Origin of the sequence: Streptomyces sp. NPDC002619, assembly GCF_042889305.1 — a bacterium.
Taxonomy (GTDB): domain Bacteria; phylum Actinomycetota; class Actinomycetes; order Streptomycetales; family Streptomycetaceae; genus Streptomyces.
Genome location: NZ_JBIAQV010000001.1, coordinates 492,652 through 513,424, shown reverse-complemented (window position 1 = coordinate 513,424; position 20,773 = coordinate 492,652). Strand labels below are relative to the sequence as shown.

The 20,773-nt window shown below is 71.1% G+C and carries 21 protein-coding genes; 11 read left to right on the top strand and 10 right to left on the bottom strand.

Going from position 1 to position 20,773, the window contains the following annotated elements; all coding sequences use genetic code 11:
- Window positions 1–78: 78 nt before the first annotated feature.
- Window positions 79–873 carry an enoyl-CoA hydratase/isomerase family protein gene (locus tag ACFYXB_RS02585; protein WP_389576970.1) on the bottom strand — a complete coding sequence of 265 codons (795 nt, stop codon included), beginning with the start codon at window positions 871–873 and terminating at the stop codon, window positions 79–81.
- A 292-nt stretch (window positions 874–1,165) separates the two neighbouring features.
- On the opposite strand from ACFYXB_RS02585, the gene ACFYXB_RS02580 reads away from it, so the two are divergent.
- Entirely contained in the window at window positions 1,166–2,122 is a 957-nt protein-coding gene (locus ACFYXB_RS02580) for a hypothetical protein (RefSeq protein WP_389576968.1), read from the top strand.
- A gap of 46 nt (window positions 2,123–2,168) precedes the next feature.
- Here ACFYXB_RS02580 and ACFYXB_RS02575 read toward each other — a convergent pair whose 3' ends face one another.
- Both ACFYXB_RS02575 and ACFYXB_RS02570 read right to left on the bottom strand, forming a co-directional pair.
- Complete coding sequence (locus ACFYXB_RS02575) at window positions 2,169–3,326, bottom strand: adenylate/guanylate cyclase domain-containing protein (RefSeq protein WP_351351868.1); 1,158 nt, start codon at window positions 3,324–3,326, stop codon at window positions 2,169–2,171.
- Between the two features lie 241 nt (window positions 3,327–3,567).
- Window positions 3,568–4,434: a biotin--[acetyl-CoA-carboxylase] ligase gene (locus ACFYXB_RS02570; RefSeq protein WP_389576966.1), complete on the bottom strand. Its 867-nt coding sequence runs from the start codon at window positions 4,432–4,434 to the stop codon at window positions 3,568–3,570.
- A 110-nt stretch (window positions 4,435–4,544) separates the two neighbouring features.
- Here ACFYXB_RS02570 and ACFYXB_RS02565 point away from each other — a divergent pair, with 110 nt between their 5' ends.
- From ACFYXB_RS02565 to ACFYXB_RS02550, 4 genes are all read left to right on the top strand, one after another.
- Window positions 4,545–6,137: an acyl-CoA carboxylase subunit beta gene (locus ACFYXB_RS02565; RefSeq protein WP_389576964.1), complete on the top strand. Its 1,593-nt coding sequence runs from the start codon at window positions 4,545–4,547 to the stop codon at window positions 6,135–6,137.
- A 17-nt stretch (window positions 6,138–6,154) separates the two neighbouring features.
- Window positions 6,155–6,364 (top strand): acyl-CoA carboxylase epsilon subunit, encoded by a 210-nt coding sequence (locus ACFYXB_RS02560; protein ID WP_351351859.1) that lies wholly within the window; start codon window positions 6,155–6,157, stop codon window positions 6,362–6,364.
- Between the two features lie 68 nt (window positions 6,365–6,432).
- A complete protein-coding gene (mmpB, locus tag ACFYXB_RS02555) occupies window positions 6,433–6,561 on the top strand; it encodes a morphogenic membrane protein MmpB (protein WP_351351856.1) in 129 nt (42 codons plus the stop codon).
- 32 nt (window positions 6,562–6,593) lie between these two features.
- Window positions 6,594–7,214 (top strand): Maf family protein, encoded by a 621-nt coding sequence (locus ACFYXB_RS02550; protein ID WP_389576962.1) that lies wholly within the window; start codon window positions 6,594–6,596, stop codon window positions 7,212–7,214.
- Here the strand turns inward: ACFYXB_RS02550 and ACFYXB_RS02545 are convergent.
- The gene (locus tag ACFYXB_RS02545) at window positions 7,183–7,764 is read right to left on the bottom strand and encodes a hypothetical protein (RefSeq protein ID WP_389576961.1); all 582 of its coding nucleotides are present in this window, start codon (window positions 7,762–7,764) and stop codon (window positions 7,183–7,185) included. The genes ACFYXB_RS02550 and ACFYXB_RS02545 overlap by 32 nt on opposite strands.
- 374 nt (window positions 7,765–8,138) lie before the next feature.
- Between ACFYXB_RS02545 and ACFYXB_RS02540 the strand changes: the two genes are divergently transcribed.
- Window positions 8,139–9,911 (top strand): acetyl/propionyl/methylcrotonyl-CoA carboxylase subunit alpha, encoded by a 1,773-nt coding sequence (locus tag ACFYXB_RS02540; protein ID WP_389576959.1) that lies wholly within the window; start codon window positions 8,139–8,141, stop codon window positions 9,909–9,911.
- A gap of 180 nt (window positions 9,912–10,091) precedes the next feature.
- Here ACFYXB_RS02540 and ACFYXB_RS02535 read toward each other — a convergent pair whose 3' ends face one another.
- Together ACFYXB_RS02535 and ACFYXB_RS02530 are read right to left on the bottom strand one after the other, a co-directional pair.
- A complete protein-coding gene (locus ACFYXB_RS02535) occupies window positions 10,092–11,006 on the bottom strand; it encodes a DeoR/GlpR family DNA-binding transcription regulator (protein ID WP_351351934.1) in 915 nt (304 codons plus the stop codon).
- A 190-nt stretch (window positions 11,007–11,196) separates the two neighbouring features.
- The gene (locus ACFYXB_RS02530; protein ID WP_389576957.1) at window positions 11,197–12,645 is read right to left on the bottom strand and encodes an NAD(P)H-quinone dehydrogenase; all 1,449 of its coding nucleotides are present in this window, start codon (window positions 12,643–12,645) and stop codon (window positions 11,197–11,199) included.
- A 146-nt stretch (window positions 12,646–12,791) separates the two neighbouring features.
- Between ACFYXB_RS02530 and ACFYXB_RS02525 the strand changes: the two genes are divergently transcribed.
- From ACFYXB_RS02525 to ACFYXB_RS02510, 4 genes are all read left to right on the top strand, one after another.
- On the top strand, window positions 12,792–13,229 hold the full coding sequence (locus ACFYXB_RS02525; protein WP_389576955.1) for a gamma-glutamylcyclotransferase: 438 nt from the start codon (window positions 12,792–12,794) through the stop codon (window positions 13,227–13,229).
- Window positions 13,230–13,385: 156 nt separating this feature from the next.
- The gene (locus ACFYXB_RS02520; RefSeq protein WP_389576953.1) at window positions 13,386–14,210 is read left to right on the top strand and encodes a purine-nucleoside phosphorylase; all 825 of its coding nucleotides are present in this window, start codon (window positions 13,386–13,388) and stop codon (window positions 14,208–14,210) included.
- Window positions 14,211–14,443: 233 nt separating this feature from the next.
- Window positions 14,444–16,075, top strand: a complete 1,632-nt coding sequence (locus tag ACFYXB_RS02515; RefSeq protein ID WP_389576951.1) for a phospho-sugar mutase — start codon at window positions 14,444–14,446, stop codon at window positions 16,073–16,075.
- Between the two features lie 152 nt (window positions 16,076–16,227).
- Window positions 16,228–17,421: a hypothetical protein gene (locus tag ACFYXB_RS02510; protein ID WP_389576949.1), complete on the top strand. Its 1,194-nt coding sequence runs from the start codon at window positions 16,228–16,230 to the stop codon at window positions 17,419–17,421.
- A gap of 236 nt (window positions 17,422–17,657) precedes the next feature.
- On the opposite strand, the gene ACFYXB_RS02505 is transcribed toward ACFYXB_RS02510, so the two are convergent.
- From ACFYXB_RS02505 to ACFYXB_RS02490, 4 genes are all read right to left on the bottom strand, one after another.
- Window positions 17,658–18,041 (bottom strand): hypothetical protein, encoded by a 384-nt coding sequence (locus ACFYXB_RS02505; RefSeq protein WP_389576947.1) that lies wholly within the window; start codon window positions 18,039–18,041, stop codon window positions 17,658–17,660.
- 294 nt (window positions 18,042–18,335) lie between these two features.
- Window positions 18,336–19,052 (bottom strand): PH domain-containing protein, encoded by a 717-nt coding sequence (locus ACFYXB_RS02500; protein WP_389576945.1) that lies wholly within the window; start codon window positions 19,050–19,052, stop codon window positions 18,336–18,338.
- Between the two features lie 119 nt (window positions 19,053–19,171).
- Complete coding sequence (locus tag ACFYXB_RS02495; RefSeq protein ID WP_389576943.1) at window positions 19,172–19,423, bottom strand: type II toxin-antitoxin system RelE/ParE family toxin; 252 nt, start codon at window positions 19,421–19,423, stop codon at window positions 19,172–19,174.
- On the bottom strand, window positions 19,420–19,674 hold the full coding sequence (locus ACFYXB_RS02490) for a type II toxin-antitoxin system Phd/YefM family antitoxin (RefSeq protein WP_389576941.1): 255 nt from the start codon (window positions 19,672–19,674) through the stop codon (window positions 19,420–19,422). The genes ACFYXB_RS02495 and ACFYXB_RS02490 overlap by 4 nt, the downstream gene beginning before the upstream one ends.
- 141 nt (window positions 19,675–19,815) lie before the next feature.
- Between ACFYXB_RS02490 and deoC the strand changes: the two genes are divergently transcribed.
- Window positions 19,816–20,772 (top strand): deoxyribose-phosphate aldolase, encoded by a 957-nt coding sequence (deoC, locus tag ACFYXB_RS02485; protein ID WP_389577432.1) that lies wholly within the window; start codon window positions 19,816–19,818, stop codon window positions 20,770–20,772.
- Window position 20,773: the final 1 nt, after the last annotated feature.

The window sequence follows — 20,773 nt, the reverse complement described above, 5'->3', positions numbered from 1 at the left end:
ACTCCAGGTTAGGGACGTTCCGACCGAAACGGGGCATTGGTACGGCGAACAGGTGGACCAGCCGCAGCACCGAGCACTTCACTCGCCCGGCCACTCGGGCTTCCGCTTCTCGTTGAACGCCGCCACGCCCTCCGCCCGGTCCCCCGAGAACGCCACCGAGCGCCACGCCGCGTCCTCGACCTCCAGCCCGGCCCGCAGATCGAGCCCGTGCCCCAGCCGCAGCGCCCGCTTGGCCGCGCGCAGCCCGACCGGCGAGTTGGCGGCGATCCGGGCGGCCAGCGCAAGGGCCTCCGTACGGTCGCCGCCCTCCTCCACGACATGGTCCACCAGCCCCAGCTCTCGCGCCTCGGCCGCCTCCACCCGCCGCGCCGAGAAGATCAGCTCGGCCGCCCGCGCCGCGCCGACCCGCCGCGGCAGCAGCTGCGTGCCGCCGCCGCCCGGAATCACGCCGACGGACACCTCGGGCAGCCCGACGACGGCCGTACGGTCGGCCACGATCAGATCGCAGGACAGCGCCAGCTCGAACCCGCCGCCGAGCGCGTAGCCGTGCACGGCGGCGATCGTCGGCATCGGCAGCTCCAGCACGCCGGTGTAGGCACCCCGGGCAACCGGGCGCTGGCGCACCAGCTCCGCGTCACTGAACGAGTTCCGCTCCTTGAGGTCGGCGCCCACGCAGAACGCCCGTTCGTGCGAAGAGGTCAGCACCACCACGCGCGCGTCCCGGTCGGCGGCGAGTGCGGCGCAGGCGCTGCCGATGGACCGGGCCATCTCGCTGGAGACGGCGTTCATGGCCTTGGGCCGGTCCAGCACGAGCTCCGCGACGTGACCGTGCCGGCGCACCAGCACGAACTCCCCGAACCGCTCCTCGCTCATGACACCCTCCGGTTAACGCAGGTTAACTCTGTCTCCCCGATCATCGCAGCCGAGCCCTGCCGGGGAAAGTGCCACCCTGAATTCCCCGTTCGAGTGACATTTCGCCCGACTCCCATCCGATCGCACACGAGAACGCATAACGTGCGCTCCGCCATGACGCATTCGGGGGGCGCGGCGAAGCGGGATCCGGGGAGGGATCGCGATGACGAACAGGCGTACGGGGTCGGGTGGCGCTGCAGGCGGGAGCGCGGGCGCGTCACGCAAGGATGCGCCGGGGAAGCAGGATGCGCCGGTGAAGCCATCGTCCACCGGTGCCCCCTCGGGCGCCTCACGCGCGGAGACGCGCGCGGGTGCGGCGACCGCGTCCGGCACAACGGGCACGAACCCACGCCCCGGCGCACCGCGCACGACGCCGAACAACAACCCCGCAAGCAAGAACGCAGCCGGCCTGAACGCGCTCGCAGGCACAAACCCACGCCCCGGCGCACCGCGCACGACGTCCGACAAGAACCCGGCGGCCGAGAACCCCGTGGCCAAGAGCGCGGCCGGCAAGGGCGCGCCTGCGCCAGAATCCACCGCCCGAACCCGCACGGCACGTGCGGCAGCGAAGCCCCCGAAGGAACCCACCACCGGCACCGGCGCGCGTACGACCGCGTCCCGTCCCGGTGCTCGCCCCGTCGCGCCCCCCAAGACAGCCGAGCCTCCGGAGGCACCCGGGGCCGGAGCGCCGGCGCGGCGCGGGCGGCACCGTAAGCCCCGGCGCAGGACGGTTCTGCTCGCCGCTGGAGGCCTCGCGCTGGCCGCCGGGGTGCTCAGCCTCGTCCGTGTGGCGCCCGAGTCCGGGGTCGGCGCTCCGGGCACCGCCGAGGCGGAGCCCCGGCTGGATGCGGGCGGCGCGAGCGACCGGTCGACCCACACGAACGCCACCGCGGGCACCGTACCGACGGCCCCGCCCACGACGACTTCCGTGATGGGCAGCGCGAGCGCCACCCCGACGACCCCCGGCGCGACGAGCACCCGGCCGCTCGCGTCACCGACGCCAACGCCCACCGGGTCGCACTCAGCGGCCGTACCGCAGACATCCACCGTCCCGACGGCGACCGGCGCCGCCGGGCCGCCGCCGGCCACCGCGTCCTCCGCGCCGCAGCCGACCCCGACGCCGAGCCAGAGTTCCGGCGCCCCGGCACCGAACGACCCCGACGGCTTGTGCGTGCCGCTCATCGGGCTGTGCGTGGACCTGGACCTCTAGGCCGAGAACCAGCAGGCCGAGAACCCGTGACGGCCGGCGTCAGGCGTCAGGGCTCGCTGTCGCGTCGGGTGAGCAGCCACGGTTCGACGACACCGAGGCCACGGACCGGGCGCTGCCACATCGGCTGGAGCGCGAAGCGGTACGTCGGCGGTTCCTCGCCCTCCTTCTCCGCGGCGGCCTCCGCCTCGGCCGCCTCCGCCTCCGAGGCGGGCGCCTCACCGGAGCGGATGAGTTCCTCGGCGAAGGCGCTGTCGACCAGCACCGAGTCACGCGGCGCTATCGACGTCAACCGGGAGGCGAGGTTCACCGTCGTACCGAACACGTCGCCCATCCGGGTCGTCACCGTGCCGAAGGCCATGCCGACACGCAGCTCGGGCATCGTCTCGTCGTGCGCCATCGTCTCGATGAGGCGCAGGGCGATCTCGGCGGCCGTACCGGCGTCGTCGGCGGCGTAGAGCACCTCGTCGCCCAGGGTCTTGATGAGCCGGCCGCCGCGGGCGGCCACCAGGTCGGCGGCGGTCGTCTCGAAGGCCTCGACGAGTTCGCCGAGTTCCTCCTCCTCCATACGGCGGGTCAGCCGGGTGAAGCCGACGAGGTCGGCGAACGCGACCGCGAGCCGCCGGTCCACCATCTCCTCGTCGTCACCGGTCTGGACGACCCGGCCGGTCGCGGCAGCGAGCTGGCGCCGCCAGACGTAGACGAGGAACTCCTCCAGCTCGGGCAGCAGCAGCTCGACGAGGGGGTACGTCACCTCGGTGCGCGTCATACCCGGCTCGGGGGGCTCGGTCAGCCCCTCCAGGAAGGAATCGATCTGCCATTCAGCCAACCGGGCGGTCGTCTGTCCCGTGGACCGGGCCACCTGCACCGCCATGGCCTCGCTCAACAGCCCCGCCTCGACCAGACCGGCCAGGCGCCGCAGTGCCAGTACGTCGGCCTCCGTGAGGGCCTTGGCCTGGCCTATGTCGGCGAAACCCATCGCCCGCCAGAAGCGGGACGCCAGTTCCATGGATACGCCGGCGCTGCGGGCGGCCTGAAACGGGGTGTAGCGCCGCTCCGCGCCCAGGATGAGGGTTTCCAGGCGCAGCGTGAGCGGGTCTTCGCCTGAGTCGGCGGCGTGTGGATCCTCTCGCTCGAGCGCGTCCGAGGGAGGAGGGTCCACCCGGCCGTCCGCGCCCGCGCCGGAGCCCGTGTCGTCGACGGTCACGCCTGCTGCCCTTCCGATCTGCCGCGGTCACGTATCGACCGGCCTCAACTCTACGGCAGGTGTGCGCCAGCTCACTCCGTCAGGTTCGGCCGGGGGTTTCGCCTCCGGCACCGGTCCAGACCACGCGGTGCTGGTATGACCGCTCACTGGGGGCTGCCGCCCCCCAGACCCCTGCATCGGCCTGAACGGCCTCGTCCTCAAGCTCCCCCAGAGGGGGTGCCCCCAGATGGGCTGAGTCTGCTCACGCCAGTCGCAGGTGGACGATGTCTCCTGCGCCTACCGGCTCCTGCACCCCCGCCTCCGTGGCGATCACCAGCCTCCCGTCGCCGTCGACAGCAACCGCCTCGCCGGTGATCGACCGATCGCCCGGCAGTTCCGCCCGCACGACACGCCCCAACGTCGCGCAGCCAGCCGCGTACGTCTCCTGGAGGCCGCTCACGGCCGGGTCGCCGTCGGCCGAGCGCCAGCGGCCGTACCACTCCTCCAGGGAGCGCAGCACCGCCCTCAGCAGGGTGTCCCGGTCCGTGCTCACCGCTCCGGCCAGGGCCAGCGAACCCGCCTGCGGGACCGGCAGTTCGTCGGCGCGGAGCGTGACGTTGATGCCGACGCCGACCACGACCCCGTCGTCCCCGGCCCGCTCCGCGAGGATCCCGCCGGCCTTGCGCTCCTCGTCACCCACGGTCACCAGGAGGTCGTTGGGCCACTTGAGTGCCGTATCGACGCCTGCCGCACGGGACAGCCCCGTCGCCACGGCCACGCCGGTGAGCAGCGGCAGCCAGCCCCAGCGGGCCACCGGGACATCCGCGGGCCGCAGCAGCACCGAGAAGAACAGGCCGGAGCGCGGGGGCGCCGTCCACTGACGGTCCAGGCGCCCTCGCCCCGCCGTCTGCCCCTCGGCCACCAGCACCGCGCCCTCGGCCGCCTTGCCCTGCGCGACCCGGGCCACCAGGTCGCTGTTCGTGGAGCCCGTGCGCGGCACCACCTCCACCTCGGACCAGAGTCCACCCTCCCGGACCAGCCCCCGCCGCAGCGCGGCGGCGTTGAGAGGCGGACGGTCCAGGTCGGACCACCGGTTGCTGTTCGCGTCTGAGGCATCTCGCGGCGTCATGCAAGCCACCCTAGGTGTGTGAAACGCCGCACTGCCGATTGATGGGCACCCCACTACTCTACGGATGAGTAACAGTCCCCCCTTTTGAGCAGGCAGGGAGCCGCATCCCGATGTCCGAGCCGGAAGAGCGTCACGAGATCGACATTCATACGACCGCTGGGAAGCTCGCGGATCTCCAGCGCCGTATCCAGGAGGCGACGCACGCCGGCTCCGCACGCGCCGTCGAAAAGCAGCACGCCAAGGGCAAACTGACGGCCCGTGAGCGGATCGAACTCCTGCTGGACGAGGGCTCCTTCGTCGAGCTCGACGAGTTCGCCCGGCACCGCTCCACCAACTTCGGCCTGGAAAAGAACCGGCCGTACGGGGACGGCGTCGTCACCGGCTACGGCACCGTCGACGGCCGCCCCGTCGCCGTGTTCTCCCAGGACTTCACCGTCTTCGGCGGCGCCCTCGGCGAGGTCTACGGCCAGAAGATCGTCAAGGTCATGGACTTCGCCCTGAAGACCGGCTGCCCGGTCATCGGCATCAACGACTCCGGCGGCGCCCGCATCCAGGAGGGCGTGGCCTCGCTGGGCGCGTACGGCGAGATCTTCCGCCGCAACACCCACGCCTCCGGCGTCATCCCCCAGATCAGCCTGGTCGTCGGCCCCTGCGCGGGCGGCGCGGTCTACTCCCCCGCCATCACCGACTTCACCGTGATGGTCGACCAGACCTCGCACATGTTCATCACCGGACCCGACGTCATCAAGACCGTCACCGGCGAGGACGTCGGCTTCGAGGAACTCGGCGGCGCCCGCACCCACAACTCCGTCTCCGGCGTCGCCCACCACATGGCCGGCGACGAGAAGGACGCCATCGAGTTCGTCAAGCAGTTGCTGTCGTACCTGCCGTCCAACAACCTCTCCGAGCCCCCGGTCTTCGCCGAGGAGGCGGACCTGGCCGTCACCGCCGAGGACCTGGAGCTGGACACCCTCGTCCCGGACAGCGCCAACCAGCCGTACGACATCCGCACGGTGATCGAACACGTCCTGGACGACGCCGAGTTCTTCGAGACCCAGGCCCTGTTCGCGCCGAACATCGTCACCGGCTACGGCCGGGTCGAGGGCCACCCCGTCGGGATTGTCGCCAACCAGCCCATGCAGTTCGCCGGCTGCCTCGACATCAAGGCGTCCGAGAAGGCCTCGCGCTTCGTGCGCACCTGCGACGCCTTCAACATCCCCGTCATCACCTTCGTCGACGTCCCCGGCTTCCTGCCCGGCGTCGACCAGGAACACGACGGCATCATCCGCCGCGGCGCCAAGCTGATCTACGCCTACGCCGAGGCCACCGTTCCGCTCATCACCGTCATCACCCGAAAGGCCTTCGGTGGGGCGTACGACGTCATGGGTTCCAAGCACCTCGGCGCCGACCTCAACCTCGCCTGGCCGACCGCCCAGATCGCCGTCATGGGCGCCCAGGGCGCGGTCAACATCCTGCACCGCCGCACCATCGCCGAGGCGGACAGCGTCGAGGCCACCCGCGCACAGCTGATCCAGGAGTACGAGGACACCCTCCTCAACCCCTACATCGCGGCGGAGCGCGGCTACATCGACTCGGTGATCATGCCGTCCGACACCCGCCACCACATCGTCCGCGGCCTGCGTCAGCTGCGCACCAAGCGGGAATCCCTGCCTCCGAAGAAGCACGGCAACATCCCCCTCTAGGCCCCAGGAGCCTTCCCATGAAGATCAAGGTCGTACGGGGCAACCCGACCAAGGAGGAGCTGGCCGCCGCCCTGGCGGTGGTCCGCGCCCGCGCCGCGGCGGCAGCGACACTGCCCCCCGGCGCGCCCGGCGCACGCGACGCCTGGTCCGACCCGTCCCGAATCGCCTCGGCCCACCTGCCCAAGCCGGGCCCGGCGTCCTGGACCCGCACGTATTGGCCCAGCTGAGCAGCACCGGCACCAATTTGAGTACGCCTACTCAGGCGCCCTGTCCGGCCAAGCCTCACGCTGGTGGGATGTTGTGGTCCGACCCCGAGAACGAGCCGCCGAAGGAACTGCGCGACATGCAGGACATGTTGCGGCGGCTCGGTCTCCTCATGGCCCTGGCCATGGTCCTGGCCATGATCGTGATCGGCCTGAGGTGAGGACCGCACGCCGGCATGGCTAACCTGACCGCATGACTGCAAAGCCGCGCAGACGCCTCGTCCTAGCCTCCCAGTCCCCCGCCCGGCTGGCGCTGCTCCGGCAGGCCGGCCTGGATCCCGAGGTGATCGTCAGCGGTTTCGACGAGGACGCCGTCACCGCCCCCACCCCCGCCGAGCTGGCACTCGCGCTGGCCGAGGCGAAGGCCTCCGTCGTGGCGGCGCGGCCGGAGGTGCAGGGCGCGCTGGTGATCGGCTGCGACTCGGTGCTCGAGCTGGACGGCGAGGCGCTGGGCAAGCCCGCTGACGCGGAGGAGGCCACCGCCCGCTGGAAGTCGATGCGCGGGCGGGCGGGGACCCTCCAGACGGGGCACTGCATCTGGGACACGGCGAACAAGCGGTACGTGTCCGCAACGGCGTCCACGGTCGTACGGTTCGGTGAGCCGACGGACGAGGAGATCGCCGCGTACGTCGCCTCCGGGGAACCTCTCTATGTCGCCGGGGCGTTCACCCTCGACGGCCGCTCGGCCCCGTTCATCGAGGGCATCGACGGCGACCACGGCAACGTGATCGGCATCAGCCTGCCCCTCGTGCGCAAACTGCTGGCCGAACTGGGCGTCGGCATCACGGAGTTGTGGACACCGGCTGGCGGGTGACGAGGGCAGGGACGCCGTCCTCCGGCTCCTCGGGCCCGCCCTCGGCGCGTCCCGCCCCGGCCGCCACCCGCGACTCCTCGCCCGCCTCCTCGGGAGTGCCCTTGGCCTCCGGCGCGCCACCGCCCTCGGCGCCGCCGGGTGCGGCCTGTGCGGTGCCGTCCTGGCCGTCGTACGTCATGAGGAGCAGCATGACCAGCGCCAGTACGACGACCATGAACACGAACTGGGGCCAGCCGAGCAGCCCCCAGGCGAACGCGCCGAGGAGGCCGTGCACCACGGCGGCGCTGATCAGCAGGATGCGGCCGAAGCCCGCGGGGGCCCGGTCCCGGATCGCGACGAACAGCGCGACGAGCCCGCACAGGGCGAAGTAGAGCCCGAAGACCACTCCGCCGATCTTCGAGGACGTGGACATCATGTCCGGGTCGAGGCCGGCCAGCGACATGTCCTGCCGGTCGACCACCACCCCCAGGAACCAGTTGATCGCCGCTATCCCCAATGCTTCGGCGAACAGGACGACCGCCACGATCCACGCCACCGGTCTGCGCACCACCGGTCCCACCCACTTTCGACCTCAGCCCGAGCAAGGCTGCTGTTACCTGAAGTACGTTCGAGACCTCACGAACGCTACTAACGGGTAAACCGGGGGACAAGGGTTCTGCCGCCACCAGTAAATCGTTGGGCCATTCGTAGGGACTCAACAAAGAAACGAAGTGGGGCGCAGCACCCTCTCACAGAGACCTTGACCACACGGCCGGGCTAGGGTTTTCCGGAGGAGTCCTGCGTACCGAGGTGCGACAAGGGCTTTCGCGGGTCGAGCGAGCCTCGAATCACGCTCCGTGTGGGCAAGCTCACCATTGGGGACGGGTCGAAGTGCCGTGTCGGCAGTCCCTAAACTCGGCTTGTTTCAAGGAGGGAGCCTCAATCGTGCGCAAGGTGCTCATCGCCAACCGTGGCGAAATCGCTGTCCGCGTGGCCCGGGCATGCCGGGATGCCGGGATCGCGAGCGTTGCCGTGTATGCGGAACCGGACCGGGACGCTCTGCACGTCCGGGCGGCGGATGAGGCGTTCGCCCTGGGCGGTGACACCCCGGCCACCAGCTACCTGGACATCGACAAGGTCCTGAACGCCGCGCGGGAGTCCGGCGCGGACGCCATCCATCCCGGCTACGGATTCCTGTCCGAGAACGCCGACTTCGCGCAGGCGGTCCTGGACGCGGGCCTGATCTGGATCGGCCCGCCCCCGCAGGCCATCCGCGACCTGGGTGACAAGGTGGCCGCGCGGCACATCGCGCAGCGCGCGGGCGCCCCGCTCGTGGCCGGTACGCCGGACCCGGTGTCCGGCGCCGACGAGGTCGTGGCGTTCGCCGAGCAGCACGGGCTGCCGATCGCCATCAAGGCCGCCTTCGGCGGCGGCGGGCGTGGCCTGAAGGTCGCCCGCACCCTCGACGAGGTCCCCGAGCTGTACGAGTCGGCGGTCCGCGAGGCCGTGGCCGCCTTCGGCCGCGGCGAGTGCTTCGTCGAGCGCTACCTCGACAAGCCCCGGCACGTGGAGACCCAGTGCCTGGCCGACAGCCACGGCAACGTGGTCGTCGTGTCGACGCGTGACTGCTCGCTCCAGCGCCGTCACCAGAAGCTGGTGGAGGAGGCCCCCGCGCCGTTCCTCTCCACCGAGCAGCTCGACCAGCTGTACAGCTCTTCGAAGGCCATCCTCAAGGAGGCCGGCTACGTCGGCGCCGGCACCGTCGAGTTCCTGGTCGGGGCGGACGGCACGATCTCCTTCCTGGAGGTCAACACCCGCCTGCAGGTCGAGCACCCGGTCACCGAGGAGATCGCCGGCATCGACCTGGTCCGCGAGATGTTCCGCATCGCCGACGGCGAGGAACTCGGCTACGGCGACCCGGTGCTGCGCGGCCACTCCTTCGAGTTCCGCATCAACGGCGAGGACCCCGGCCGCGGCTTCCTGCCCGCACCCGGTACGGTCACCCGCTTCGACGGACCCTCCGGCCCCGGTGTCCGCCTCGACGCCGGTGTGGAGTCCGGCAGCGTGATCGGCCCGGCGTGGGACTCGCTGCTCGCCAAGCTGATCGTCACCGGCCGCACCCGTAAGGAGGCCCTCCAGCGGGCCGCGCGTGCGCTGGGCGAGTTCCAGGTCGAGGGCATGGCCACGGCCATCCCGTTCCACCGCGCGGTGGTCAAGGACCCGGCGTTCGCGCCCGAACTGACCGGCTCCACCGAGCCGTTCACGATCCACACCCGCTGGATCGAGACCGAGTTCGTCAACGACATCAAGCCGTTCACCGCCCCCGCCGACGCCGAGATGGACGAGGACGCGGGCCGTGAGACGGTCGTCGTCGAGGTCGGCGGCAAGCGCCTGGAGGTCTCCCTCCCCGCCTCCCTCGGCATGACCCTGGCCCGCACCGGCCTCGCGGCCGGCGCCAAGCCCAAGCGCCGCGCGGCCAAGAAGTCGGGCCCCGTCGCCTCCGGCGACACCCTCGCCTCCCCGATGCAGGGCACGATCGTCAAGGTCGCAGTCGAGGAGGGCCAGGAGGTCAAGGAGGGCGACTTGGTCGTCGTCCTGGAGGCCATGAAGATGGAACAGCCCCTCAACGCCCACAAGGCCGGCACCATCAAGGGCCTGAGCGCAGAGGTCGGCGCGTCGCTCACGTCGGGCGCGGTGATCTGCGAGATCAAGGACTGACCCGCACACCAGTCTTCGGGGCGCTCAGGCGCCCCGAAGGGGGGTTTGGGGGCGCAGCCCCCAAAGGGGGGCGGGGCTGTGTCGATATGCGGCTCCGCCGCGTGGGCGCGAGCAACCACAACGCAGCCGCAGCCAAAACGCACCCCTACGGCGAATAGGCACCGCCAACTCGCAAGAGCATTACCGTCGACGCATATCAGCAACGCGCCGCTCGCCTGAACCCTGCTCACCAACAACCGCGGCTGCCCGCAGAGCGCCTGGCACCTCCCGGCGCGGAGCGCGCGGTCCCGGCAACGGAGCGCGCCGCGCCGGGACATGATCACCCCCCGGGTTTCCCGACGCCCCGGCGACGGCGATCTGCACCCCCTGATCCGCCAGCGCCTGCAACTCCGTGCCCGCACGGTCGTCGTGCGCCGGCGGCTCATCGGTGACGAGCCGGGTGATCACGTCCGTGGGCACCGTCTGGAACATCGTGTCCGTGCCCAGCTTGGAGTGGTCGGCGAGGACGACGACCTCCGCGGCGGCCTGCACCAGCGCCCGGTCGACGGACGCCGAGAGCATGTTGGACGTGGACAGCCCACGCTCCGCGGTCAGACCGCTGCCCGACAGGAACGCCTTGGAGACGCGCAGGCCCTGCAGGGACTGCTCCGCTCCCGAGCCGACCAGGGCGTAGTTGGAGCCGCGCAGGGTGCCGCCGGTCATCACGACCTCGACGCGGTTGGCGTGGGCCAGCGCCTGGGCCACCAGCAGGGAGTTGGTGACGACGGTCAGACCGGGCACCCGGGCGAGCCGGCGGGCCAGCTCCTGGGTGGTGGTCCCCGCCCCGACCACAATGGCCTCGCCCTCTTCGACGAGCCCGGCGGCGAGATCGGCGATGGCCGTCTTCTCGGCGGTCGCGAGATGTGACTTCTGCGGAAAGCCGGATTCCCGCGTGAACCCGCCCGGCAATACCGCACCGCCGTGCCGGCGGTCGAGGAGTCCTTCTGCCTCCAGTGCGCGCACGTCCCGCCGCACGGTCACTTCGGAGGTCTGGACGACGCGGGCGAGCTCACGGAGCGACACGGCCCCATTCGCTCGCACCATTTCGAGGATCAATTGACGACGTTCTGCAGCGAACACGAAACTGACAGTAACCCCAACGACCGTCTGCTTTCAGCAGTTTGCGCCGAATAACAGAAGTTGTTCGCATGGCAGGACGCGAGGTGGTATAGGGCCTATCCGTCCCGCCTATGCCGCACGCATGCTCGACAACTCCCCGTGACCAGCGGGGAGTCGGAGCCGGACGTCAGAACTCGCCGGTCGCCTTGCGGGTGTGCAGCTGTCGGGCCACCTCGGCGATCGACCCCGAAAGGGAGGGGTACACGGTGAAGGCGTTCGCGATCTGTTCGACAGTCAGATTGTTGTCGACGGCGATCGAGATGGGGTGGATCAGTTCCGAGGCGCGGGGCGCGACGACCACACCACCGACGACTATCCCGGTGCCCGGCCGGCAGAAGATCTTGACGAAGCCGTCGCGGATGCCCTGCATCTTGGCGCGCGGGTTGCGCAGGAGGGGGAGCTTCACGGCCCGGGCCTCGATCTTGCCCGCGTCGATGTCGGCCTGGGTGTAGCCGACGGTGGCGATCTCGGGGTCGGTGAAGACGTTGGAGGAGACCGTCTTGAGGTCGAGCGGGGTCACCGCGTCGCCGAGGAAGTGGTAGATGGCGATACGTCCCTGCATCGCGGCGACCGAGGCGAGGGCGAAGACGCCGGTCACGTCACCGGCGGCGTACACGCCCGGCGCGGTGGTCCTTGACACCTTGTCGGTCCAGATGTGCCCGGACTCGCGGACCCTGACGCCCGCCTCCTCCAGGCCGAGACCCGCGCTGTTGGGGATGGCGCCGACGGCCATGAGGCAGTGCGAGCCGGTGATCACACGGCCGTCGGCGAGGGTGACCTCGACCTTGTCGCCGACGCGCTTGACGGAGGCGGCGCGGGAGCGGGCCATGACGTTCATGCCGCGGCGGCGGAAGACGTCCTCCAGGACGGCGGCGGCGTCGGGGTCCTCGCCCGGCAGCACGCGGTCACGGGAGGAGACGAGGGTGACCTTGGAGCCGAGGGCCTGGTAGGCGCCGGCGAACTCGGCGCCCGTGACACCGGAACCGACCACGATGAGCTCCTCGGGGAGCTCGTCGAGGTCGTAGACCTGCGTCCAGTTGAGGATGCGCTCGCCGTCGGGCTGGGCGTCGGGCAGCTCGCGTGGGTGACCGCCGGTGGCGATCAGCACCGCGTCGGCGACCAGGGTCTCCTCGGTGCCGTCGGCGGCGGTGACGACGACCTTGCGGGAGCCGTCCAGTGCCTGCATGCCCTCGAGCCGGCCACGGCCGCGCAGGACGCGGGCGCCGGCCCGGGTGACGGAGGCGGTGATGTCGTGCGACTGGGCGAGCGCGAGGCGCTTCACACGGCGGTTGACCTTGCCGAGGTCCACGCCGACGACCCGCGCGGGCGTGTCGATGTGCGGAGTGTCGTCGGCCACGATGATGCCCAGCTCCTCGTAGGAGGAGTCGAAGGTGGTCATCACCTCGGCCGTGGCGATGAGGGTCTTCGACGGCACGCAGTCGGTCAGCACCGACGCGCCGCCGAGGCCGTCGCAGTCGACGACGGTCACCTCCGCGCCGAGCTGCGCGGCGACCAGCGCCGCTTCGTATCCGCCGGGTCCGCCACCGATGATCACGATCCGAGTCACGTACCCCATTGTCCCGCACGCTTCAAGGTGCTACTGCCCGGGGGCGTGACTGGTGTGCTTTCCGTTATCTGTGGAAGCGGTGGGGTGGATGGGGGATGCGGAAGTAGTTCCCGGGGCGCGGGGGGCCGGAGTTTCCGCTGACGTACTCTCGAGCCATGTCGCTCTACGCCGCGTACGCCGGCAATCTCGACGCGCAGCTGATGTCGCGCCGCGCCCCGTACTCGCCGTTGCGCGCAACGGGCTGGCTGAACGGGTGGCGGCTGACCTTCGGCGGCGAGCAATTGGGCTGGGAGGGCGCGCTGGCGACGATCGTCGAGGAGCCGGGGTGCCAGGTCTTCGTCGGGCTGTACGACGTCGCGCCCCCGGACGAGGAGTCCCTGGACCGGTGGGAGGGCGTCGGACTCGGCATCTACCGGCGCGTCCGGGTGCGGGTGCACACGCTGGACGGGGAGGAGTCGACGTGGGTGTACGTGCTGAACGGGTACGAGGGCGGTCTGCCCTCAGCACGCTATCTGGGGGAGATCGCGGACGCCGTCGAGTCGGCGGGGGCGCCACACGACTATGTGATGGAGCTGCGTAAGCGGCCCTGTTGAGGTGTTTGCCGCCTTGTGTGGTTTTTGCGGGAGCCTCGAGAGGCCGGCGCGCGGCCGTTTCGGGACACCCTTTGCTGGAAACGAGAGGACAACGATCGCCATCCCGTGACCTCCATCATCTACGCGCGTAGGCCAGGACCGGATAGTCTCATCGCCGTGAACGCATCTCTTCTTCCGGGCGACATCCAGGGCGATCCCTATGCCGCCGCCGACGCCGCCGCCGAGCGCCTGCGCGAGCTCACGGGCGCCGAGACCCATGACGTCGCCCTCGTGATGGGCTCCGGCTGGGCTCCGGCCGTCGATGCCCTGGGCGCTCCCGACGCCGAGTTCCAGGTCACGGCGCTGCCCGGCTTCCCGCCGCCGGCCGTCGAGGGACACGGCGGCAAGGTCCGCTCGTACGCCATCGGTGACAAGCGTGCGCTGGTCTTCCTGGGCCGTACGCACTATTACGAGGGCCGGGGCGTCTCCGCGGTGGCCCACGGCGTACGGACCGCGGTGGCCGCCGGCTGCAAGACCGTGGTGCTGACCAACGGGTGCGGGGGGCTGCGCGAGGGCATGCGGCCGGGGCAGCCGGTGCTGATCAGCGACCACATCAACCTCACGGCGACCTCGCCGATCGTCGGGGCGAACTTCGTCGACCTGACCGATCTGTACTCGCCTCGGCTGCGGGCGCTGTGCAAGGAGATCGACTCCTCGCTGGAGGAGGGTGTGTACGCCCAGTTCCCCGGGCCGCACTACGAGACGCCGGCCGAGATCCGGATGGCCCGGGTGATCGGGGCGGACCTGGTGGGCATGTCGACGGTGCTCGAAGCCATCGCTGCGCGGGAGGCTGGGGCGGAGGTGCTCGGGATCTCGCTGGTGACGAACCTTGCGGCGGGGATGACGGGGGAACCGCTGAACCATGAGGAGGTTCTGCAGGCGGGGCGGGATTCTGCTGCTCGGATGGGGGCGTTGTTGGAACGGTTGCTGCGCAGGCTGTAGCCGGGGCTTTGCCCACCCGCCCGCCCGACTCGGTGGGCTGGAAAGCTCCCGCACCCCCGGGGCTCCGCCCCGGGCCCCGGCGGGGACTGCGTCCCCTGCGCCCCTCGCGGGGCTCCGCCCCGGCACCCCCGCCCCGCACCCGACACCGCACCCCCGCCCGGTCTCCACCTCCCAGCCCACCGAGTCGGGTGGGTGGGCGGAGCAAGCAACCAATACCGAGAGGTTGACCCCACGTGCATGCCGATCTCATCGCACGGGCCAAGGCCTGGCTCGCCGAGGACCCCGACGCCGATACCCGGGACGAACTCGCGAAGTTGATCGACGCGGGGGACGTCACGGAGCTCGCCGACCGTTTCAGTGGCACGTTGCAGTTCGGTACCGCGGGGCTGCGGGGTGAGCTGGGTGCCGGGCCCATGCGGATGAACCGGGCCGTCGTCATCCGGGCCGCCGCCGGACTCGCCGCTTACCTCAAGAAGCAGGGACAGGGCGACGGGCTCGTCGTCGTCGGGTACGACGCCCGGTACAAGTCCGCCGACTTCGCCCGTGACACCGCCGCCGTGATGACCGGCGCCGGGCTGCGTGCGGCCGTTCTCCCCCGGCCGCTGCCCACCCCCGTCCTCGCCTACGCCATCCGGCACCTCGGCGCCGTCGCCGGTGTGGAGGTCACCGCCAGCCACAACCCGCCCCGCGACAACGGCTACAAGGTCTACCTCGGCGACGGTTCACAGATCGTGCCGCCCGCCGACGCCGAGATCGCCGCCGAGATCGATGCCGTCCGCTCCCTCAACGACGTTCCGCGACCCGATCGCGGGTGGGACGTCCTCGACGACTCCGCGCTCGACGCCTATCTCGGTCGTACCGACTCCGTACTCGCCACCGGCTCCCCCCGTACCGCCCGCACCGTCTACACGGCCATGCACGGCGTCGGGAAGGACGTTCTGCTCGCCGCCTTCGCGCGAGCCGGCTTCCCGGAGCCCGTGGTGGTCGCCGAACAGGCCGAGCCCGACCCGGACTTCCCGACCGTCGCCTTCCCCAACCCGGAAGAGCCCGGCGCCATGGACCTCGCGTTCGCCAGGGCCCGCGAGACCGACCCCGACCTCGTCATCGCCAACGACCCCGACGCCGACCGCTGCGCCGTCGCCGTCAAGGACGGGAACGACTGGCGCATGCTGCGCGGCGACGAAGTCGGTTCGCTCCTCGCCGCCCATCTCGTGCGGCGCGGTGTCACCGGGACCTTCGCCGAGTCCATCGTGTCCTCCTCCCTGCTCGGGCGGATCGCCGACGCGGCCGGGCTGCCGTACGAGGAGACCCTCACCGGCTTCAAGTGGATCGCCCGCGTGGACGGACTGCGGTACGGGTACGAAGAGGCCCTCGGCTACTGCGTCGACCCGGACGGAGTGCGGGACAAGGACGGCATCACCGCCGCCCTGCTCATCACCGAACTCGCCTCCGAGCTCAAGGAGCAGGGCCGCAGCCTCCTCGACCTGCTCGACGACCTCGCCGTCGAGCACGGGCTGCATGCCACCGACCAGCTCGCCGTGCGGGTGGAGGACCTGTCGGTCATCTCCGACGCCATGCGGCGCCTGCGCGATCAGCCGCCGAGCGCACTGGGCGGTCTGGCCGTCGTCCGGGCCGACGACCTGAGCAAGGGCAGCGAGAAGCTGCCGCCCACCGACGGACTGCGCTACACACTCGACGGCGCCCGCGTCGTCGTCCGGCCCAGCGGCACCGAGCCCAAGCTGAAGTGCTACCTGGAGGTGGTCGTGCCGGTCGCCGACCACGCCGAGCTGCCGGGTGCCCGGACCCGGGCCGCCGAACTGCTCGACGCCGTCAAGCGGGATCTGGCCTCGGCCGCCGGTATCTGAGGCACGAGTTCGCTCCCTTTGGAGTGCACCGAAAACCAAGGGCACTCCAAAGGGTGATTTCGCGGCTACGGCTGACGCACCCGCCGCGCCGCGCCGCCCGTGTCCGGGACACGGTGATCCAGTACCGCCCGCCGAGTACTGGAGCCGCCGCCGTGCACTCGACCGCCCCCGACACCGCCCCCCGCGGGCACATCCCGGGCACCCGGCGACCTCTCACCCCCACCACCGCCATACCGCCATGCGTGCTGGGCAGCCTGCGGCGCGCGGCTCCCGCTCTGGGCGCCTTTCTCGCCGTACACCTGTGCACCCTGCTGTTCCTGGCCGTGTGGGCGCACCGGCGCCACCACGGTGTCTGGCCGATGCTGGCGACGCAGTGGGACGCCGACTGGTATCTCGGGATCGCCGACCACGGGTACACGCGGCGGCTCGGCAGTGCGTACGACTCGAACAACCTCGCCTTCTTCCCGCTCTACCCGGTGCTGGTGAAGGCGGTCGCCGTCGTCACGCCGGGCAGCCGGGCCAGTACCGGGCTGGGGCTCGCCGTACTCGCCTCCTTCTTCGCCGCCTGGGGTGTGTTCGCGGTGGGCGACCGGCTGCACGGGCGGCGGGTCGGGCTGCTGCTCACCGTGCTGTGGGGCGCGTTGCCGGTCGGGCTCGTGCAGTGGATGGGGTACACCGAGTCGCTGTTCACGGCCTTCGCCGCCTGGACGCTGTACGCGGTGCTCGACGGGCGGTGGGGCTGGGCCGGTGCCGGTGCGTGTCTCGCCGGGCTGACCCGGCCGACGGGGGTCGCGGTGGCGGCGGCGGTCTCCGTCGCCGCGCTGCTCTCGCTGCGCCGCAGTTTCTCCTGGCAGGCCCTCGCCGGCGCCGCGCTCGCTCCGCTCGGCTGGTGCGGGTACGTCGGCTGGGTGGGCCTGCGTCTGGGCCGCTGGGACGGCTACTTCGCCGTACAGCGGCTGTGGCGCAACGACTTGGATGGCGGCTGGGAGACCCTGCGCCGGTTGCGGGAGCTGCTGGGGCATGATCACAAGCCCGAGCTGTTCCTGATCATGGTGACGCTGACGCTGCTCGTGTCCGCCGTGCTGTTCGCCGTGTCCGTGTGGGACCGGCAGCCCGTACCGCTGCTCGTGTTCACCGGTGTCCTGCTGGCGATCGTCGTGCTCAGCGGCGGCGTCTACTTCCCCCGCGCCCGCTTCCTGCTGCCCGGCTTCCCGCTCCTGCTGCCCGTGGCCCGGCATCTGTCCCATGGCTCCCGCCGACACAGCGCGCTGGTCCTGGCGGCGGCGGTGGCGGGCTCGGCATACTGCGGCGCGTACATGCTGCTGGTCTGGCCGAGCGCCCCCTGATTCACGGGGAGTTGGGGCGTCGCATGCTTCCCGGCTGCCTGCTGCGGCCTCCGCCGTCCCATGTTGGTGGGGAGTGCGGTCGGAGTCCTCTCCCCCCTTGGACTCTTCCGCCCCCACCAGGTGTCCCGAGCCCCCTTCGCCCGAAGACGGGATGCCGAGCAAGGGCCGGACACGGGGTTCGGCCCGCCCCCCAGGCATCTGAACCCCGTGTCCGGCCCCCTCGCAGGCGCCGCAGCTCAGCCCGTGGGCGTGGCGGCGGCCTCGGTCGTGCTCGTGCCTTCGGCGGCCGGGGTGGTGGTGTCGGTCGGGGTGGGCTCGGGCTCCGGCGTCAGTGCGGGGGTCGGGGTCGCCGTGTCCGTGGGTTGTTCCGGGGCCGCTGTGGTGGGCGGGGTGGTCGTCGGCTCCGGGGCCGGGGCGGTGTCCGACGGGGGCGTGAGAACGGGCTCGGGCGTGGTCTCGGTGGGGCTGGGGGTCGGGTCGGCTGCCGGGGCCGAGGAAGGGCTCGCCCCGTTGGACGCCACCAGCCGCCAGCCGAACCGGCCCGCCCCGTCGAGGTCGATCAGACATCTCATACCCGTCACGGCCACGGCAGGTCTTGCCGTGCCACCGGACTGCTCCATGTCCCCACCCCAGCCGCCCATGGAAGAGTAAAATGCGCAGGTCAGACACTGGGGCGGCAATAACAATCTACTGAGCCAGGCGTGACGGCCGACAGGGGAAAGTACCTGCCATGGGCACGCTTCACGGCAAAGTGTTCCCTAGGAAACCCCCAGGAAAGGCAAAGGGAAGCGCTCGCTACGCGGGAGTCGAGAACGTCGCCCGGTCGGCCGGAAGCGCTCCCACGGGCACGCGACCGTCCAGGGGCCGTCCCCCGGACGACGACGCCAGGCCAGTCGCAGACCACCCCGTCGGAATCAGCCGATCGCCAGCAGAATGGCCACGAGAACCGCCCCGGCCACCACCGGCGCCACGACCTCGTAGGCCCAGCGGACCGTGACCTCGCCCTGCGCCGACTTCTCGTGCTCCCGGCGGGCCAGGGTCTCGCGCAGGTCGTCCATCACCTTGTCGGTCTCGGCCCGGACCGGCCCGGTGTCACCGGCGTCGCGCGCCCCGCCGAACCCGCCGAAGCCCCCGAACCCACCGCCGCCGAACCCACCCGACCGGCGTCCACCGCGACCCGCGGCGGCGGCCCGCGCCGCAGCCGCCGCCCGGGCCTCCCGTTGCGCCGCCCTCTTACGGGCCCGCAGCGACACGGGCACCGCCCACATCTGGTACTTGGCGCCGGACTTGGTGACGACCTCGTTGGAGTAGGCGGAGCGCAGCGACACGATCTCGCCCCAGGGCAGCGTGATCACCCGGAACGGGTTGCGGACGCGCAGCCGGTCGTCGCCGGAGAAGACGGCCGGGCGCAGCGTGAAGGCGATCACGAGCGGCACGACGAGGATCAGCCCCGCCAGCGCCAGCCACGGCGTGCGCCCATGCCCCTTGACCAGCGCGTCGATGCCCAGCCACAGGATGATGGCGAGCAACAGCACGCCACCCACGAGCCCGGCGGGCGATCGATAGATCCGGTCCTTGGCGGCGGGCACCGGGGGCTGGGGCGCGGGTGACTGGTGGTCCGGGGTCGTCATGCTGCCGATTCTGCCCCATGCCCGCGACGCGCGGACGGGCCGCCCGGTGCCGCCGGGTCCGGTAAGGGTGGAGAGCCGTGCTCCCGGGATGGAGGGGAAGTCGCGGCTCTCGTTTCGGGTCAGGCGGTTCGGCCGAGGTGGGTGACCAGGATGTGGATCACCTCGTTGTCGATGACGTAGAGGACCCGGTAGTCGCCGACGTGCAGCCGGCGGAGGTCGGGTGAGCCGTACACGACCGACCCCACGGGGCGAGGATCATGCGCCAGCTCGTCGATGGCGTCCAGGACCACAGCTAAGCCACTCGGGTCTTCCTTCAGGAAGCGGGCGGCGACGTCGAGCGCGTGCGGCTCGAAGTAGATCTCGTAGGTCACTTCTGTTCGAGCCCCAGTCGCCTTCGTACTTCAGCCATAGGGATACCCGGGCCGAGCGTCCCCTCCGCCTTGCGCCGCTGATAGTCGGCCACCGCAAGGGCGTCTTCCAGATCTTCTATGACCTGCGGTGACACGAGGAGAGCGGCGACATGACCGTGGTCGGTGAGGGCGATGGTCTCGCGACTGTGGGCGGCCCGGCGGACAAGGTCGCCGAGCTGGGAACGGGCGGCACTGATAGCGATCCGAACCATGTGCAAATGATTCCACAAGTTCAATCTTGTGGTCAATTCACGGAGTCAGGGCGGAGCACTCCGCAACCCTCACCCGCATAACGATCCACCCTCCTCGGGGTGTACAGCCGCTACGCGCGTAGATATGCTCGCCTGGTGACCATGCCCACCACTGCACCCACAGCTCACGCTCTGACGGACGTCACCGCGTCCGACAGCACGCTGCGCCGCTTCCTCCACGGGCTGCCCGGCGTCGACACGGTCGGCCTGGAGGCGCGCGCCGCCTCGCTCGGCACCCGTTCCATCAAGACCACCGCGAAGGCGTACGCGATCGACCTCGCCATCTCGATGGTCGATCTGACGACGCTGGAAGGCGCGGACACCCCGGGCAAGGTCCGGGCCCTCGGCGCCAAGGCGGTCCACCCCGACCCCACGGACCGTACGACGCCCACCACCGCGGCCGTCTGCGTCTACCCGGACATGGTCGCCGTCGCCAAGGAGGCCGTCGCCGGCTCCGGCGTCAAGGTCGCCTCCGTCGCCACCGCCTTCCCGGCCGGCCGCGCCGCGCTCGACGTGAAGCTGGCCGACGTGCGCGAGGCCGTGGCCGCGGGCGCCGACGAGATCGACATGGTCATCGACCGCGGGGCGTTCCTCGCGGGCCACTACCTCAAGGTGTACGACGAGATCACCGCTGTGAAGGAGGCCTCCGGCGCCGCGCGTCTGAAGGTCATCTTCGAGACCGGCGAGCTGTCGACGTACGACAACATCCGACGGGCGAGCTGGCTCGGGATGCTGGCCGGGGCCGACTTCATCAAGACCTCCACCGGCAAGGTCGCCGTCAACGCGACCCCCGCCAACACGCTCCTCATGCTGGAGGCTGTGCGCGACTTCCGTGCGCAGACCGGCGTCCAGGTCGGCGTGAAGCCGGCCGGCGGCATCCGGACCAGCAAGGACGCGATCAAGTTCCTCGTCCTGGTCAACGAGACCGCGGGCGAGGACTGGCTGGACAACCACTGGTTCCGCTTCGGCGCCTCCTCGCTCCTGAACGACTTGCTGATGCAGCGTCAGAAGCTGGCCACCGGCCGCTACTCCGGCCCCGACTACGTGACGGTGGACTGAT